Genomic DNA, 17,329 nt, shown 5'->3' on the forward strand with positions numbered 1-17,329 from the left:
TAGCACAATTTAACTTTTAATTGTAAATCACTCTTAATTGCGTTGAAAACTCTGTTAAGGTTATTTAAAATCTCGAATAATTTTTATTTTGATTTTAAACAAACAAAACCAAGAGAAACAATGCAATGAAAACATTCACACTCGCTATTTTGCCTTTGGCGTTAATTAGTGCATTCTCACACGCAGCTGAAGAGAAAGCAGTTGAGCAGGCTGAAGTCGATACCGTTTACGTTACTGCCGAGAAGCAGTTGCAACAGTCGCTCGGTGTATCGCGTATTTCTAAAGACGACATCGACAAACGCCCTGCAGCCAATGATATTTCCGAATTTGTCCGCACTATGCCAGGCGTTAACCTGACCGGCAATACGGCGACGGGTCAGCGTGGCAACAAACGCCAAATCGACTTGCGCGGTATGGGCCCTGAAAATACATTGATTTTGATTGACGGCAAGCCGGTTAATTCGCGCCAATCCGAGCGTATTAGTATGCGTGGTGAACGCAATACGCGTGGCGACAGTAACTGGGTGCCGGTTGAAGAAATCGAATCGATTACTGTTTTGCGCGGTCCGGCGGCGACCCGTTACGGCTCTGGCGCGATGGGTGGCGTGGTCAATATTGTTACCAAAAAAGTGTCTAAAGAATTTAAAGGCCAAGTCAATCTGTATGCCAATCAGCCGCAAGACAGCAATGAGGGCGCAACCCGCCGTATCGGCTTTAATTTGAGCGGCCCGATTATCCAAGATACTTTGGGCTTCCGCGTTTACGGCAATTTGAATAAAACGGATACAGATGCTGCCGATATTAATGCCGGACACGGCAATGACAGCGCGGCCGGTGTCGAAGGCGTACGCAATAAAGACATTGCAGGCCGTCTGCAATGGAAAATCAGCCCAGCGCAAACGCTGATTTTGGACAGCAGTTACAGCCGTCAGGGCAATATCTACAACGGCGATACGCAAAACAGCAATCCGCGTTCTGCTTTGGTTAATTCTTTGGCCGACAGCAAAGCCGAAACTGCCCGCTTATACCGTTCCGCTTATTCTTTAACGCATGATGGCGCATGGGAATGGGGCGATACCAAAAACGTGATCAGTTATGAGCGTACAATCAACAGTCACTTGCCTGAAGGTTTGGCCGGTGGTCCGGAAGGCAGCTATACAGGCTTGGATTTTGTTCAAAGCCGTCTGAAAAACCTGCGCTTCAGCAGCGAAGCAAATATTCCATTCAAACTTGGTGTTGAGAATGTATTGACGGTTGGTGCAGAATTTACTGACAGCAAATTGGATGATCCTACATCTAACTCGCAAAGTCTGACAGATACTATTCCCGGTGGCCCTGGGCGGCCACCACGCAAGGTTGTGAACATCTTCTCGGGCGTGTCGGAACATCGTAGCGGTAAAACTTCACAACGCAACTGGGCGGCCTACGTTGAAGACAATATTTCGTTGACCGACAAAACCCATCTGATTCCGGCCATCCGCTTCGACCATAACAGTGCCAGTGGCAGCAACTGGAGTCCGGCTTTGAACTTCTCGCATCAAATCGGCGAAAACTGGTTGGTTAAAGGTGGTGTTGCCCGCGCGTACAAAGCGCCAAATCTGTATCAAGCTAGTTCTGACTTTATCCTGTACACACGCGGTCAGGGCTGTCCGCTCAATGCGCCGGGTAGTGTCAGCTGTTTCTACATGGGCAATGGCAATTTGAAACCTGAAACCAGCATCAATAAAGAGATTGGCCTTGAGTTCAACAAAAACGGCTGGCAGGCTTCGGCGACTTATTTCCATAATGCGTACCGCAATAAAATCGTGATCGGCGACCAGCTTATTGCCACCAGCAATATCCGCAACTGGCTCCTGCAATGGGAAAATACGCCAAAAGCGACGATTTCTGGTATCGAAGGCAACTTGGTAATTCCGTTGCATGACACACTCAAGTGGAGCAACAATTTCACTTACATGCACAAATCCGAAGATTATCAAGGCAATCCATTGTCTTTGGTGCCGAAATACACCATCAACAGTACACTGTCTTGGACGCCGAACGAACGCTTTGATGCCAATCTGACCTTTACCCACTACGGCCGTACTAAACCGCGCGGTGTGGCAGTCAACCGTTTGGAACAAAACGGCAATCCTCGTGCAGGCGTAGCAGCGTTGTCTTCCGAACGCAACCAAACCCAAGTCGGCTCTTATGGCATTTGGGGCATCAATGCAGGCTACAACTGGAACAAACGCGTGGCCGTCCGTGGCGGTATCAGTAATCTGTTTGACAAAAAACTGTACCGCACAACTGCCGGCGCACAAACTTACAACGAGCATGGCCGTGCCTTCTACGGCAGTTTGAAAGTATCGTTTTAAGTAGAAGCGTATTAAATCAGGCCGTCTGAAACGGTGTGAAATGAAATCTAAGATTTCTGACACATGGTTTCAGACGGCCTTTTGATTTTTAAATTTAGAAGCATTTGTTGTTACGGAATTTACTTCACTATTTTAAAAAAGTAAAAGGGCGACATTCGCCGCCCTGAGAATGCAAACTGCTTATTCGACCCAAGTCATCATTTCATCAATCGGTTTGCGTGATTTTTTAGTGATTTCTTTGGCGCGATAGCCGAATGTTGCCGCTACGGATACGCCCCATTCGTTGGCATCAAACAGGCCTTCTGCCGCTAATACTTCGTTCATTTTATCGTAGTTGAAGCCTTCGATTGGGCAGGAATCAATGCCGATGGCCGCTGCGCCTGTGAGCATATTGGCCAAAGCAATATAGGTCTGCTTGCCGCTCCAGTCGAAGAGTGCGCGTTGGTCGTCGGCAATTTTAATGTCGGTTTCTTGGAAGCTTTTGTATCTTGCCAACGCTTTTTCCAGCTGCTCTCCTTGCAGGCCCCTGCGTTCGGCAACACTGCGGAAGAACGGGGTATCGTAACGGGCATTTTTCTTGGCAAGGATAATCACTAGATGGCTGCAGTCGTCCAGTTGCGATTGCATACCCCAGCTGAAAGGTTTGAGCTTTTCTCTCAAGGCTTTGTTTTGGATAACTAAAAATTTCCATGGCTCGGAGCCGACAGAGCTGGGCGAGAGGCGGGCAAATTCTAAAATCGCTGCAAAATCTTCTTGGCTGATTTTTTTGTCGGGATCGTAATAACGGGTGGAGCAGCGATTTTCGAATACTTGCAGCATTTGTTCGCGTGTAATTTGATTCATCTGGTTTTCCTAATAAATGAAGATGTTATTCCAATATCCGGTTCCTTTTGAGGTATCATTACCGGCATAACCTTAAGGAAGAAACAGGCTGGGGCAACACCATGTTAAATCAAACCTAACGGCTAGGCTATCTTTTAATTCTGAATTTCGCAAAAAAATTCGATAAAAATCAATATAAATACGAAAAGGCCGTCTGAAACTTTAAACGTTTAAAGTTTCAGACGGCCTTTGATTTCAAATCTTAATTACAGATGAGGATTAATCAGGTTTTCCGGGGAGAGGATACGGTTGAGCTCTTCTTCGCTCAACAGACCGTGCTCCAGTACGACTTCGCGCACGCCTTTGCCGGTTTGGGCGCAGATTTTGCCGACCAAGTCGCCATTGCGGTGGCCGATGTATGGGTTCAGATAAGTGACCAAACCGATGGAGTTGAAGACGTAGTGTTCGCAGATTTCGCGGTTGACCGTAATGCCTTTGACGCATTTGTCGGACAGGTTGACCGCGGCGTTGCCTAAGAGGGAAATGGTTTCAAACATACATTGGGCGATGACCGGCTCCATAACGTTCAGCTGCAACTGACCTGCTTCGGCTGCAAAAGTGATGGTCGTGTCGTTGCCGATGACTTTGAAGCAGACTTGGTTGACGACTTCGGGAATCACGGGATTGACTTTGGCAGGCATGATGGAAGAACCGGCTTGCAATTCAGGCAGATTGATTTCTTTCAAACCGGCGCGCGGACCAGAAGAGAGCAGGCGCAAGTCGTTACAGATTTTGGACAGTTTGACGGCTGTGCGTTTCAATGCGCCGTGTACCATCACATATGCGCCGCAGTCGGAGGTCGCTTCGATCAGGTTTTCAGTCAGTTTGCAAGGCAGGCCGCTGACTTCGGAAAGTTTCTCAACGACTAAAGCCGCATAGCCTTTAGGTGTATTCACACCTGTACCGATGGCGGTAGCACCGAGGTTGACTTCAAGCAGTAGGGAGCGGGTACGGTCGAGGTTGAGGATTTCTTCTTCCAGCAACACTTGGAAAGATTGAAACTCTTGGCCGGCAGTCATCGGCACGGCATCTTGAAGCTGGGTGCGGCCCATTTTCAAAACGTCTTTAAATTCTTCGGCTTTGGCGGCAAAGGCATTTTTCAGGATGGCCAGTTTGTCGAGCAATTCGCCGATGCTGTAATACACGGCAAGGCGGAAGCCGGTAGGGTAGGCGTCGTTGGTGGATTGGCTGGCGTTGACATGGTCCATCGGATTGACGATGTCGTAGTGGCCTTTTTCGTGACCCAAGACTTCCAATGCGAGGTTGGCAATGACTTCGTTGGTATTCATGTTGACCGAAGTACCGGCGCCGCCTTGATAAACGTCGGATGGGAATTGGTCGAGGCAGCGGCCTTTGACCAATACTTCATCGCAGGCTTTTTCGATGGCGGCCGCGATTTCCGGCTTGATGGCACCCAATGCGCCGTTGGCTTGCGCGGTGGCTTTTTTAACCATGACCATGCTGCGGACAAATTGCGGTACGTCGGAAATTTTTTGTGTGGAAATTTTAAAGTTTTCAATGGCGCGCAAAGTATGGATGCCCCAATATACTTCAGCAGGGATCTCGCGGTCGCCCAATAAATCGTGTTCGATTCGTACAGTCATTTCTCTTACCTTCTCGTATAGTTGTGTTGGTGTGCATTATGCGTTTGGAACATTAGCCCAGTTCGGCAAGATTGTCCAGTTAATAAGGCTTAATCGTCAGGATGAAAGCGCGTTGCTTCACGCTCTTTTGCGGCTGTCTCTTTATCTTTCAATTTCGCACCCAAGCCCAACATTTTTTCATATTCGGATTGCGGCGTGCCATCCTCTTCCATGCCGAATGCGCTGGCATTGACCCAAAGGGAAAGCAGGGAAACGATGAAGGCGAAAAAACCAACGATATACCAAAACATTTTTTTCTTCCTTGTGTGTCTGCGTGTGCAGATTGTTGTGGTTTGTAAAGATGTGAATGTAGCACAAACGCGGTTGGGTTTAAATTCTTCTCCCACATCCTTTCATTGATTTACCTGTAAGTGTTTAGAAAAGAAAAGGCCGTCTGAAAAGTAAGACTTTTCAGACGGCCTCGGAGGCTTTGTCGGGAAGATTTAGCCGCCGCATGCGCCGCAGCAACCGCCTTCGCCATGACCGCCGCGTTTTTCTTCGTTGTTGATAACGGGCAGTTCAGTTTCTTCGGTTTGCTCTTTTTTCTCTTCAGGCAAATCGTTTACTTTGATTTTGTTTTCTTCGGACATGATACATCCTTTCAATGGATTGAGGAGTGGAAAGATTCATAAAGATAGCATCTTTAAGCCAATAAACCAAGCAGCACAAAACTGTCTTGTGATAATGCCATGACTTGGAACAATAAATTTGCTTATAAAAGCGTTAAGGCCGTCTGAAAAAATCCAAAGAGGAGTGTTGGTTTTTATAGGTTGAAATGGCAGTAGAAAGATTTAAGAATGCTTGATTTGAAGGGATAAACTGACATTGATTTCAAAAAACAATACAATGTTATCATCATCTGGAAACAGCCAATTTATCGGAGCATATATGTATTCACACCACAGCGAACGCCATTTCAGCGACCGCAACAACTGGCTTCGGGCAAGCGTATTGGGTGCCAATGACGGCCTGATTTCTACTGCCTCGCTGTTGACGGGCGTAGCCGCTGCCGCGCCAGATTTCCAAACCCTGCTTTTGACGGGCGTTTCGGCGCTTATCGGGGGTGCGGTGTCAATGGCGGCGGGGGAGTATGTTTCCGTGTCCAGCCAATCGGATACGGAAAAAGCCGATTTGCACAAAGAACGCTACGAATTGGCAAATAATCCTGATGCCGAACTTGAAGAGCTGATGGAAATTTACCGCCGCCGCGGTTTGTCCGATGCGCTTGCCGCAGAGGTGGCCAAAGCCTTGATGGAACACGATGCACTCGCCGCCCACGCGCGCGACGAAATCGGCATTACCGAAACCTCTTCCGCCCAACCCATGCAGGCTGCGCTGGCTTCTGCTGCTTCATTTTGTGCCGGCGCGATTTTGCCTTTACTGGTCGCATTGACAGCTTCTACCGCCATTGTTCCGGCCTTGGCAGTTTCCACTTTGTGCGGACTGGCAGGACTGGGCTATGCCTCCGCCAAACTCGGAGGGGCACCTGTCGTGCCTGCTGTTTTGCGCGTGTGCCTGTGGGGCGTTGCGGCATTGGTGATAACCGGATTTATTGGAAAACTGGCGGGTGTGGCCGTCTGATTGTAAGACCTTATATTCTTTTAAACCTGTATCCAGTAAAATTGAAAATTGATTTGATCGCTAAAGGCCGTCTGAAAATTTTTCAGACGGCCTATGGTGCTTGTATTTACTTATTACAAACTGTTTTTTGTCATGACCTATCCGATTCCCAAACCCCATGAAAAATCCCGTTGGCTCAATCTGTCTCAAGGCTCGCTGCCCTTGGCTTTGGCGCGTTATCTGCCGCATAAGCAGCTTAAGGTTGTCTTGACCCAAGATGCGGAACAGGCACTACGCCTTCAGACGGCCTGGCTGTTTTTCCGTCCGCACGATACGGCGGTGTTCCTGCCGGACTGGGAAACGCTGCCTTACGAGCGTTTTTCACCGCATCAGGATTTGGTATCGGAGCGCTTGTCGGCGTTGTGGCAGATTAAGAGCGGCGCGGCGGACGTGTTGTTCGTGCCGGTTGCGACGGCGATGCAGAAGTTGCCGCCTGTGCCGTTTCTGGCAGGGCGCACGTTTTGGCTGAAAACAGGGCAGACTTTGGATATAGGCCGTCTGAAAAGTGATTTGGTGGATGCAGGTTATAACCATGTTTCCCACGTTGTTGCGGCAGGCGAGTTTGCCGTGCGCGGCGGTATTGTCGATTTGTTCCCGATGGGCAGCGAAATGCCGTACCGCATCGATTTGTTCGACGATGAAATCGACAGTATTAAAACCTTTGACACCGAAACGCAGCGCACCATCTCCCCCGTTTCCGAAATCCGCCTGCTACCGGCGCACGAGTTCCCCACCGACAGCGAGGCGCAAAAGATTTTCCGCATCCGCTTCCGCGAGGAAGTTGATGGCAATCCGAACGATGCGGCTGTGTACAAAGCCGTCAGCAACGGCCATTTCGGCGCGGGTGTGGAATATTACCTGCCGCTGTTTTTTGAAAACGAGTTGGAAACGCTGTTTGACTATATCGGCGAAGACGCGCTGTTTGTCTCTTTGGGCGACGTTCACGCCGAGGCAAACCGTTTTTGGAGTGACGTTAAATCGCGTTACGCCATGGCGCAGGGCGACGAAACCTATCCGCCTTTGCTTCCACAGCATTTGTATCTCTCTGCAGATGTTTTTGCAGGCCGTCTGAAAAATTATGGTCAGGTATTGCCGGATATTTTTGGTGATGAACATACGTTGCCAAACGTGGCCGTCAACCGCCAAGCAGATGAACCGTTGCAGGCACTGAAGGATTTTCAGACGGCCTTTGACGGACGGATTTTGTTGTGCGCCGAAAGTTTGGGACGGCGCGAAACCATGCTCGGTTTCTTGCAGCAAAACGGCTTAAAAGCCAAAAGCGTGTCCGACTGGCAGGGCTTTTTGTCGGCGCATGAGCCGCTGATGATTACAGTGGCGCCGTTGGCTTACGGGTTTAAATTAGAAGATCAAAACATCGCGGTCATTACCGAATCCGATCTTTATCAATATGTTGCCCGCTCGCGCAAACATCATCGTAAGAAACACGCCGCCGTTTCAGATGGCCTGTTGCGCGACCTTGCAGAAATCAATATCGGCGACCCTGTCGTGCATGAAGAACACGGTATCGGCCGATATATGGGCTTGGTCGCAATGGACTTAGGCGATGAAACCAACGAAATGATGTTGCTCGAATACGCGGGCGAAGCGCAGCTTTATGTGCCTGTTTCGCAACTGCATTTAATCAGCCGCTACTCCGGCCAGGCGCATGAAAACGTAGCTTTGCACAAGCTCGGTAGCGGCGCGTGGAACAAGGCAAAACGCAAAGCCGCCGAAAAGGCGCGCGATACCGCCGCCGAGTTGCTCAACCTCTACGCCCAACGCGCCGCTCAATCGGGACACAAGTTTGAAATCAACGAGATGGACTATCAGTCGTTTGCCGATGGTTTCGGCTATGAAGAAACCGAAGACCAAGCCGCCGCCATCGCCGCTGTGATTAAAGATTTGACGCAGGCGAAGCCAATGGATCGCCTCGTGTGCGGCGATGTCGGCTTCGGCAAAACCGAAGTCGCCCTGCGCGCCGCGTTTGTGGCGGTGATGGGTGGCAAGCAAGTTGCCGTACTCGCACCGACCACGCTTCTGGTCGAGCAGCACGCACAAAATTTCGCCGATCGCTTTGCCGATTTCCCCGTGAAAGTCGCCAGCCTTTCGCGTTTCAACAACAGTAAAGCCACCAAAGCCGCTCTGGAAGGCATGGCAGACGGCACGGTCGATATTGTTATCGGTACGCACAAACTGGTTCAGGACGACATCAAATTCAAAAACTTAGGTTTAGTCATTATCGACGAAGAACATCGCTTCGGTGTGCGTCAGAAAGAGCAGCTCAAACGCCTGCGCGCCAATGTTGACATCCTCACCATGACCGCCACACCGATTCCGCGTACCCTCAGCATGGCGCTCGAAGGCCTGCGCGACTTCTCACTGATTACCACAGCCCCCAGCCGCCGCCTCGCCGTCAAAACCTTTGTCAAACCCTTCAGCGAAGGCAGCGTGCGCGAAGCCGTGTTGCGCGAACTCAAACGCGGCGGACAAGTGTTTTTCCTGCACAATGAAGTGGATACGATTGAGAATATGCGTGAGCGGTTGGAAACCCTGCTGCCCGAAGCCCGCATCGGTGTGGCGCACGGACAACTGCGCGAGCGCGAGCTGGAACAAGTCATGCGCGACTTTTTGCAGCAAAGATTTAACGTGTTGCTCTGTTCCACCATCATCGAAACCGGCATCGACATTCCCAACGCCAACACCATCATCATCAACCGTGCCGACAAATTCGGGCTGGCTCAGCTTCATCAGTTGCGTGGGCGCGTCGGACGCAGCCACCATCAAGCCTACGCCTACCTGCTCACGCCCGAATACATCACCAAAGACGCAGAAAAACGCCTCGACGCTATTGCAGCAGCGGACGAACTCGGCGCAGGTTTCACCCTCGCCATGCAGGATTTGGAAATCCGCGGCGCAGGCGAAATCCTCGGCGAAGGTCAGTCCGGCGAAATGATACAGGTCGGCTTCACGCTTTATACCGAAATGCTCAAACAAGCCGTGCGCGACCTCAAAAAAGGCCGCCAACCCGACCTCGACGCACCATTGGGCATTACCACCGAAATCAAACTGCACAGCCCGGCATTACTGCCTGAAGACTACTGCCCCGACATTCACGAGCGCCTCGTCCTCTACAAACGCCTTGCTGTCTGCGAAACCGTGCAGCAAATCAACGCCATACACGAAGAACTCGTCGACCGCTTCGGCCTGCCCGAACAACCTGTCAAAACCCTCATCGAAAGCCACCACCTGCGGCTCGCTGCAAAAGAATTGGGCATAGACGCCATCGACGCCACCGGCGAAGCCGTCACCGTTACCTTCGGCAAACACCACCAAATTGACCCGACAGAAATTATCCTGCTGATTCAGACGGATAAAAAATACCGGCTGGCAGGGGCAGACAAGTTGAAGTTTACGGCTCAGATGGAGGATGTGGAGATGAGGATTAAGACAGTGAAAAGTGTGTTGAAGACTTTGAAAGAAAGAGTGGTAGCAAAGTAGAGGTTGATGAAGAAAAGGTCGTCTGAAAAATTTTCAGACGACCTTTCCTTATCCAAAATTTGTAGGTCGAATACTTGTATCCGACAAAATCTCCCATGAAGCTGTCGGATTCGAGAATCCGACCTACACCTACCGCTATTTTTTAAAAAGATTAACTAAATCAATTATATAATTGTATTAATTAGCTTTTCATCATTTGATTTTTCAAAATTTTCGGCAATTATCTGTATTCATTATAGACAATAGAATTATATAGAACGCCATTCTTGTCAAAAACAGGCAGTAATTTAATTAGATACCAGTTTATATCCACTATTTTATTATAAATTTCCTTAATATTGATATTAATGCTGAATAAGAATTCAAAATTAGGAAAAAATAAGACGTTTCCACCGATATTGGTATCAGACCATGTCATTACAAACCCGATAACTTCATCCGAATTACTTTTGATTTTTAAAAAATCAAAAATTTCTTGTTCCGACATAGAGGCCGAATTCCAATCCCAGTCGTCATTACCAAGCAGCAAATAAGTAAATTGTCCATTATCGAGAAAACGCCAACCACCCTCCCATAAATATTTCAGTATTTCATAACGAGAAATTTTTTTGTTATTCATCGATAAATCAATACTTAAACCTATATCTCTCGACATCTCGAATCTCCTGTGGCTTTTAATTTTTAATATTTTTAGAAGGGGTGTAAGCAAGCCTTAGCCCGCATTAAACCTGTAAGTAGAGTGTATACGGCACGCACAAACGTGGGCTTTAAGCGTAATAAAAAGTCGTCTAAAACGATTTTCAGGCTTTCAGATGACCTTTTATCAAATGATGCGAAATATCACTTGTCTAACCTTCTAACTTCGTACACACCTCAGCCCCACCTTCAAGTTTTGGGCAGACTACGACTTGTATCGTTTGTTTATTTTTATAATTGCCGAAATTTCCAATAATCCCGCCCTTCGATTTTCCAATAACAAAATTCGTCCGGTATCAAATACCCAAAGTCCATTGCCTTAGAAAACCAGCCATCATAGACATAATCTTCATGACATCTGTCCCAATCCATATGAAGGTAAACTTCCGTATCAAAATTAATATAGAACAACGGTAATCTTGAAGAAATCTGATTGATTTTTAAGAAATCACTTTGTTGGCCAAAATCCGAAATAGGATCATCATACGACAACTTGTTCTCGACAACGGAATATAATCTTGCTGCTTCATCTAAATTAAAGCCCTGTAACATCAGCGCCTTCAATTCGTCTTTTTCCAGTACGACGACCGAATCTGATTGAAGATAGCTTTCGAAATTGTCCTTAGTTAACTGCCAGATGCCGTTTCGGTAATAATAACTATTCATTTCATCCTGATATTGTTCTAACGTAATATTACCGTTTTTAAAATCCAAATCTAAGTCTAATTTCATATTTAATATGAAATTTTCCTTATAATCAATCAAATAATATATCTTTTTCTTATAGACAAAAATGGATATACACTGAATGTACTCAAAGATGTTATCCAATAATTCAGATTTAAATTTCTCAATCTTTTCCATATTTGACAAATTCCTTAATAACTTTATCACCAGCAAGCATTAGTCCGCATGAAAGCTGCAGGTAGGGTGTCGTACGCGTGCTTTAAGTGTAAATACAGAAGCAGTATAAAAAGGTCGTCTGAAAAATTTTCAGACGACCTTTTAGGTTAATTTTCCGAATAGCCTTTCTAAGGCAGTACAACCACATTTCAATCTTTTCCTGCACAGAAAAAAAAATACAGCAGCTGTATCATCTCGTTAACTCGGGGGTCGGCAATGTAATATTGCCGTTCCCGATGGTTTACTTCAAATGATACCAAACCGGCTTCGCGCAACAGGGCTAATTGGCTGGACATTGCCGCTTGCGGCAGTCCGGATGATTCAGCCAATTCGGTTACATTGTGCGGCCTTTCATGTAGTTTGCACAATACGGCGAGGCGGTTGGGATTGGCCAGAAGTTTGAGAAAAGCGGTGGCTTCTTCGTAGGGAGGTTGATTGTCGGCAATAGTCATTTTTCGCGCTTTTCGGCAAATGAGGAGGTCGAATTATCAGTCATAATGGCCTCAGCAGCAACTTTCAGACGGCCTTTGTTTAAGGGTTCCATGGCATTTTGGCCAGTAGGCGTGCCATGCCGCAGAATCCGGTTAGTCCGGCCGTTAACAGGCCTGCGCCGACCATCACGTCTATCAGATAAAACCAAGGCGATACCAGCCAACCTGCCAGCACGCCCAACAGAATCAAACTGCCCGCTATGGTTTGCACCTGCCGCATGATGTCCGGTGCCGACTGGTCGGCAACAATAGGAAGTCCTACTGATTTCCATGCCAGTAAGCCACCTTCTAGAATATAACATTCGCGACCTTGGCTAAATGCTGACAATATTGTTTCTGACCGTGTTGTACGTTTACCGCTCAGGCAATAAAAAATCAGGCATGGGGCCGTATCATCGGGCAGTTTGTCTCGCTGCTGTTCAGGCGGAAGGGATAATGCACCGCCAATATGCCCGCCCCGATATTCGGCTTGGCTTCGGATGTCCACTGCCAACGCGCCCTCACGGATTTTTGCCATTGCTTCGGAAGGCATAATTCGCGGGAGTTGTCCGACCGTAGTCATGTTTTGCCTTCGTTATTTTTTGTTGATACGGCAGGTGTTGATGCCCAATAAGCTGTACAGCGCGCAGTTGCCAATCAGTGCTGTACCCAGGGGGATGATGCCCAGCCAACCCCACCAGCCAATTTGTCCGGTAGCGGCTGCAGCAATCAGCGCTACGCCGATAACAATACGGATTACGCGATCCAAAGTACCCAAGTTTCGTTTCATTTTATTGCTCCTTGTTTAAGAATGGATTGTCTATAAATAAACATATATAACAAAAATCATATATGAGAAATATTATAGCTTTAAAGATGACTTTGTCAAATGGTTTACAGTAAAAGTGTAATGAATATTTGCATTGTATTTTTTAAACGCACAAATAGAATCAATCTCCAACGGCATGGTTAAATGTAAAAATACAGCCTGATATTTTCAGACGGCACTGGAGATTATCTATATAATATTTTATTTATATTGGAAGAATTGGTAGTCAGTTTTCAGAAGGAGTCAAATCATGACCGATTCGGAAAAGAAGTCCAATGGAGACGATTTGAAGACTGAATAATCCGTTGTGTAACTAGCAAGGGAGAGGAAATACTTTTAAATCAAATTGTCTACGAATTATAAAAGGCCGTCTGAAAATTGAATTTCAGACGGCCTTTGGTTTCTTTATAACGTCGTTCGTATCATCAGAAACGATAGTTCACGCCCAAGGCAAACTCGCGGCCGCGTTCGTAGAAGGGCACGCGTCCATTGCCGTCAGGGAAGCGTTGGCTGTGCGAACGGTATTGCTTGTTGCCGATGTTGTTGACAGCGAAGTTGACGTTCAGGTTGTCTTTTTTCAGCGGCTGCCAGTTGGCGTAAATGTCGTGTACACCATAACCAGCTTTCTTACCGTGTATCGTGCCTAGTCCGCGGGCGACGTCGGTGTATTTCACGCTTTGGGCGTAGCGGCCACGCCAGCCGATTTCGAGTTTGGGGTTCTCAAACTGATAAGACAGGCCGGTCAGCCATTGACGGCCGGTGTTCCAGAAGGTGAACGAGCTTTCGTGGTCTTCCGCTTTAACCGGGCTATCGCCGTAGTACATTTCGCCGTTCAGACGGGGTTTGACGTAGGACACGCCGGCGCGCGCGGTCAGGCCGCCCCAGCGGTAGGACGCGTCAAGTTCGTAGCCGTAGGTTTTGAGCGTGCCGCCGTTGTAAATCTTGCCGCGTTCGGTGATGGAGGCGGTGTTGTTGTTGATTTTTGCCCAACGATAGACGATGAGGTCTTTGATGCGTTGGTGGAACACGCTGCCACTGACGTTGAAGTTGTCGTTGCGCCATCTGAAGCCCAATTCGGCGCGGCGGGCAGTTTCAGCTTTGAGGTTGCTGTCCAAATCGGCGGCGGCGCCTGCGCGTTCGTTAGCTAACAGGGCTTCGTTCAGGCGGGGCGCACGGCTTGCCTGATTGAGGTTTGCCAAGAGGGAAAAGTTGTCGTTGATGTCCCAAATCGCGCTGATGCTGGGGTTGAGCTGACCGTGCGATGCGCTTTGTTTGCTGGCGGCGTTGTATTTAAAATGGTCGTAACGCAGGCCGGTGGTCAGGGTAACGGGGTTCAAGTTCCAAATACCTTCCGCGTACACGCCGTATTCGGCTTTTTTCTCTTTGTCGCGGTCATATAGGCCGAGAATCTTCAGCCACGCTCCTTTGTCGGACGGCTCGGAGGTTTCGTGGCGGTAGTTGACGCCGTATTTCACCATGTGTCCGTCGCCGAAAGAGCTGGCGAGGTTCAGATTCGCGCCGGTCGCTTTGATTTTGCTTAACTCAAGTTTGCCGATAGGAACGCCGCCTTGCGCAGTGCCGGAAGCTTGGGCTTTTGGAGAAGGGGCGCCTTTGGGCGGTTTGGTGTCGTCGGTATTGATTTGGAAGACGTTGGCATCGATTTTGTCGATGAAGCCGACGTTGCGGCCGCGGTATTCCAGATTGTAGGTTTGTTCTTTTTGATAAGTGCCGTCCACGCCGATGTAGCTGTCAACGTTTTGGAACTCGGCTTTGTCGGTGCGGTTGCCTTTTTGGTATTCCTGACGGTAGGTCAGGCGGATGCCGTGGTCGTCGTTGAAATCGTAGCCGAGTTTGGCGAGGTAGCTGTGCTGTTTCAGACGACTGCCGAGGTTGACATTGCCGTTGCCGTCTTTGTAGTCGCGGTTGTTGAGGAAGTTGCCTGCAAACAGGGCATCGAAGCCGTTTTGATAGCCGTAAACCGCCGCGTTGCCGGTTGAGCCTTTATTGCTGCTCAAGCCTGCGCCCAGTTTGAAACCGAAAGGTTTGCCGTCGGTCAGCAGGTCTTTTGCGTCAACCGTTGTTACGCGGATGGTACCGCCGACCGCGCCCAAGCCCGCGCTCGCCGCACCTGTGCCTTTTTCTACGTTGATGCTTTTTACCAAAGCGGGGTCAAGCTGGAAGCGGCTTTGGTGGTGGAAGATTTTTGTGGATTGGCTGGTGTTGTCGACTTCTAGGTTAATTTTGTCTTCACCAACGCCGCGGATGCTGTAAAACTGTGCTACGCCGTTGCCGCCACCGACATCCATACCGATTTGGTCTTTCATGACTTGTTTTAAATCGGTCGAAATTTCACGGTCGAGCTGGTTGCGGGTTACACGAGTCGGTACGGCAGTACCGGTAACCTTAATTTCATTCAGCTCGGCAGTTTCTGCGGGTTGCAAATTTTCGGCATGAGCGAAGCTTGTTGATAATGCGAGTGTAATGATACTAAGGCGGAATACAGGAGAGGAGACCTTATTCATGATTTTTCCTAAGTAAAAAATTGACTGCTTATTCTAATTGTTATAATAATGATTATCAAATTCTTAATGGATATTAATAAATATATTCTGTTTTATTCCAGTCTCAAATTAATAGGATTTTTATAAAAATCAATTAGTTTATATTTTAGTTAAATTTGGTAAAGATTCTTTGGTTGGGAAATGGGTTGAGTCTTACTTTTTCCGAGAGGGAGAGATGGGATAGCTTGAATATCTGTCAATAAAGAATTTTGTCTATCAGTGTTTTATTTAAAAGGCCGTCTGAAAAGTACTTTTCAGACGGCCTAAATATTTATGTTTTACAGTAAAGGGCTCATTAGGCGGACGGCATTTTCCACGAGGCCGCGGAGTTTGGAACGTTGTTGCCATGATTTGATGGCAATGTAGCTGCTGTTTTTAAGGTAGCTGCGCTGCAGGTGGCAGATTTGTTTGGTGGTATCGCGATCGTAGATGGCGAGGCTGATTTCGAGATTGAGGAAGAAGCTGCGCATGTCCATGTTGACCGTGCCGAAGAGGGAGTAGTCTTCGTCAATGGTCATGGTTTTGGCATGTAAGAGCCCACCTTCAAACATGGCGATTTTGACACCGGCTTCCAGCAACATAGGGTAGTAGGCGCGTGAGGCGTAGCGCACCATCAGTGAATCGACTTTGGCAGGCAGTATCAGGGTTACTTTGACGCCGCGTTTGGCGGCAACGGTTAATGCCATGAGAAGCGGCTCGTCGGGGACAAAGTAGGGAGTAGTAATCGTGATTTGTTTGGTGGCGGCATAGATGGCGCTGATGATGGTTTCGTAGATAACGAAGCTGCCTTGCTCGGGGGCGGATGGAATGATTTGGGCAACAATATCGCCTTGCTGCATTTTTTCGGGAAGGATTTTAGGTAGCAGGCTTTGGGCTTGATTGAGGTATGTTTGTACGTTTTGGAGGTTTTCATCGGTTTCGACGGCAAGGTCTGCGAAGAAGACGGCAGACAGTTCCAAAACCATAGGCCCTGTACAGCGCATCATGACATCTACCCATTCTCCGACGCCGGAGTTTTGTTTGAAATAGTGGGGGTCGACAAGGTTGAAGCTGCCTGTGTAACCGATTTTGCTGTCGATAACGAGGATTTTGCGGTGGTTGCGCAGATCGGTGCGCGTGAATAGTGTACGCCAGATGCCGACAGGTAATGAGGTATGTACTTCAACGCCTGCTTGGCGCAGTATCTCTACCCAGTCACTTTCAAAAAAGCTCCTGCTGCCGACGGCATCGGCCAGAATGGCACAGTCAACGCCCCGATCTGCGGCGGCAAGAATTTCATTTAAAATTTCTTCGATGCGACCTTTGGGCTCGATAATGTAAAAGGCCAGCAGGCAGGAATGGGTTGCGGCGCGTATGTCCGTAAGCATGCTGTCGATGATGGCATCGGTGGTTGAGAGCAGGCTCATGGCGTTGCCTTTGGTAGCACCCAGCCCCGTTCCTTTTTCGGCAACTTTACTGATGCCGTGGTAACGTGATTTGACTTGGTCGGCAATGTCGAGATAGATATCGGCTAGATGGGTGGCGGCAAAGTTGCGGTAGAAGCGGTTCATTTCGCCGGTACGTTTGGCGCGGGCCGTGCCGAGACGAGGCTCGCCGATAAGGATGTAGGCGATGGTTCCGAATACGGGGAAAAGGAATAGGATAATCAGCCAAGCGAAGGTTGAGCCGATGTTTTTTTGTTTGTATAACACGCGCAGCATGCAGACGAGTGCGGCGCAGGTGTGGGCGAAGATGAAAATTTCGGTCCAGGTGATGTCTTTTAAAAAATTCATATTCGGTAGTAGGAGTGGATGTGTTTTTAAGTTTGAAGGTGTCAGCTGATAAGCTTCAGATATTAAGTATATAGAAAAACCGTCTGAAAACAAATTTA

The 17,329-nt window shown here is 48.2% G+C and carries 14 protein-coding genes; 3 read left to right on the forward strand and 11 right to left on the reverse strand.

Annotated elements, in window-relative coordinates:
* The first annotated feature begins 125 nt into the window (after positions 1 to 125).
* Positions 126 to 2,357, forward strand: a complete 2,232-nt coding sequence (locus ACTHRE_RS06375; RefSeq protein ID WP_070714094.1) for a FepA family TonB-dependent siderophore receptor — start codon at positions 126 to 128, stop codon at positions 2,355 to 2,357.
* A gap of 180 nt (positions 2,358 to 2,537) precedes the next feature.
* Here ACTHRE_RS06375 and ACTHRE_RS06380 read toward each other — a convergent pair whose 3' ends face one another.
* From ACTHRE_RS06380 to ACTHRE_RS06395, 4 genes are all read right to left on the reverse strand, one after another.
* Positions 2,538 to 3,200 (reverse strand): NAD(P)H-dependent oxidoreductase, encoded by a 663-nt coding sequence (locus ACTHRE_RS06380; protein WP_070714091.1) that lies wholly within the window; start codon positions 3,198 to 3,200, stop codon positions 2,538 to 2,540.
* Positions 3,201 to 3,445: 245 nt separating this feature from the next.
* Positions 3,446 to 4,843, reverse strand: coding sequence for an aspartate ammonia-lyase (gene aspA / locus ACTHRE_RS06385; protein ID WP_070646134.1), 1,398 nt, complete (start codon positions 4,841 to 4,843; stop codon positions 3,446 to 3,448).
* Positions 4,844 to 4,932: 89 nt separating this feature from the next.
* Entirely contained in the window at positions 4,933 to 5,133 is a 201-nt protein-coding gene (locus tag ACTHRE_RS06390; protein WP_070714088.1) for a hypothetical protein, read from the reverse strand.
* Between the two features lie 192 nt (positions 5,134 to 5,325).
* Positions 5,326 to 5,472, reverse strand: coding sequence for a hypothetical protein (locus ACTHRE_RS06395; protein ID WP_168163629.1), 147 nt, complete (start codon positions 5,470 to 5,472; stop codon positions 5,326 to 5,328).
* 298 nt (positions 5,473 to 5,770) lie between these two features.
* Between ACTHRE_RS06395 and ACTHRE_RS06400 the strand changes: the two genes are divergently transcribed.
* The gene (locus tag ACTHRE_RS06400) at positions 5,771 to 6,463 is read left to right on the forward strand and encodes a VIT1/CCC1 transporter family protein (protein ID WP_070714080.1); all 693 of its coding nucleotides are present in this window, start codon (positions 5,771 to 5,773) and stop codon (positions 6,461 to 6,463) included.
* A gap of 132 nt (positions 6,464 to 6,595) precedes the next feature.
* Positions 6,596 to 10,000: a transcription-repair coupling factor gene (gene mfd / locus ACTHRE_RS06405; protein WP_440345014.1), complete on the forward strand. Its 3,405-nt coding sequence runs from the start codon at positions 6,596 to 6,598 to the stop codon at positions 9,998 to 10,000.
* A 220-nt stretch (positions 10,001 to 10,220) separates the two neighbouring features.
* Here mfd and ACTHRE_RS06410 read toward each other — a convergent pair whose 3' ends face one another.
* The 7 genes from ACTHRE_RS06410 to cls all read right to left on the reverse strand — a co-directional run bounded on the left by ACTHRE_RS06410 (position 10,221) and on the right by cls (position 17,231).
* Entirely contained in the window at positions 10,221 to 10,655 is a 435-nt protein-coding gene (locus ACTHRE_RS06410) for a hypothetical protein (protein WP_234395431.1), read from the reverse strand.
* Between the two features lie 272 nt (positions 10,656 to 10,927).
* The gene (locus tag ACTHRE_RS06415; RefSeq protein ID WP_070826899.1) at positions 10,928 to 11,560 is read right to left on the reverse strand and encodes a hypothetical protein; all 633 of its coding nucleotides are present in this window, start codon (positions 11,558 to 11,560) and stop codon (positions 10,928 to 10,930) included.
* A gap of 188 nt (positions 11,561 to 11,748) precedes the next feature.
* A complete protein-coding gene (locus tag ACTHRE_RS06420; RefSeq protein WP_070585615.1) occupies positions 11,749 to 12,051 on the reverse strand; it encodes an ArsR/SmtB family transcription factor in 303 nt (100 codons plus the stop codon).
* A gap of 79 nt (positions 12,052 to 12,130) precedes the next feature.
* The gene (locus ACTHRE_RS06425; protein WP_377073288.1) at positions 12,131 to 12,652 is read right to left on the reverse strand and encodes a rhodanese-like domain-containing protein; all 522 of its coding nucleotides are present in this window, start codon (positions 12,650 to 12,652) and stop codon (positions 12,131 to 12,133) included.
* A 12-nt stretch (positions 12,653 to 12,664) separates the two neighbouring features.
* Positions 12,665 to 12,859, reverse strand: a complete 195-nt coding sequence (locus ACTHRE_RS06430; protein ID WP_003685761.1) for a YgaP family membrane protein — start codon at positions 12,857 to 12,859, stop codon at positions 12,665 to 12,667.
* A gap of 464 nt (positions 12,860 to 13,323) precedes the next feature.
* Complete coding sequence (locus ACTHRE_RS06435) at positions 13,324 to 15,420, reverse strand: TonB-dependent receptor plug domain-containing protein (protein ID WP_377073290.1); 2,097 nt, start codon at positions 15,418 to 15,420, stop codon at positions 13,324 to 13,326.
* Between the two features lie 317 nt (positions 15,421 to 15,737).
* On the reverse strand, positions 15,738 to 17,231 hold the full coding sequence (cls, locus tag ACTHRE_RS06440; protein ID WP_377073291.1) for a cardiolipin synthase: 1,494 nt from the start codon (positions 17,229 to 17,231) through the stop codon (positions 15,738 to 15,740).
* Positions 17,232 to 17,329 lie beyond the last annotated feature (98 nt).

Source organism: Neisseria sp. P0001.S007 (assembly GCF_051963655.1).
GTDB classification, from domain to species: Bacteria; Pseudomonadota; Gammaproteobacteria; order Burkholderiales; family Neisseriaceae; genus Neisseria; species Neisseria subflava_A.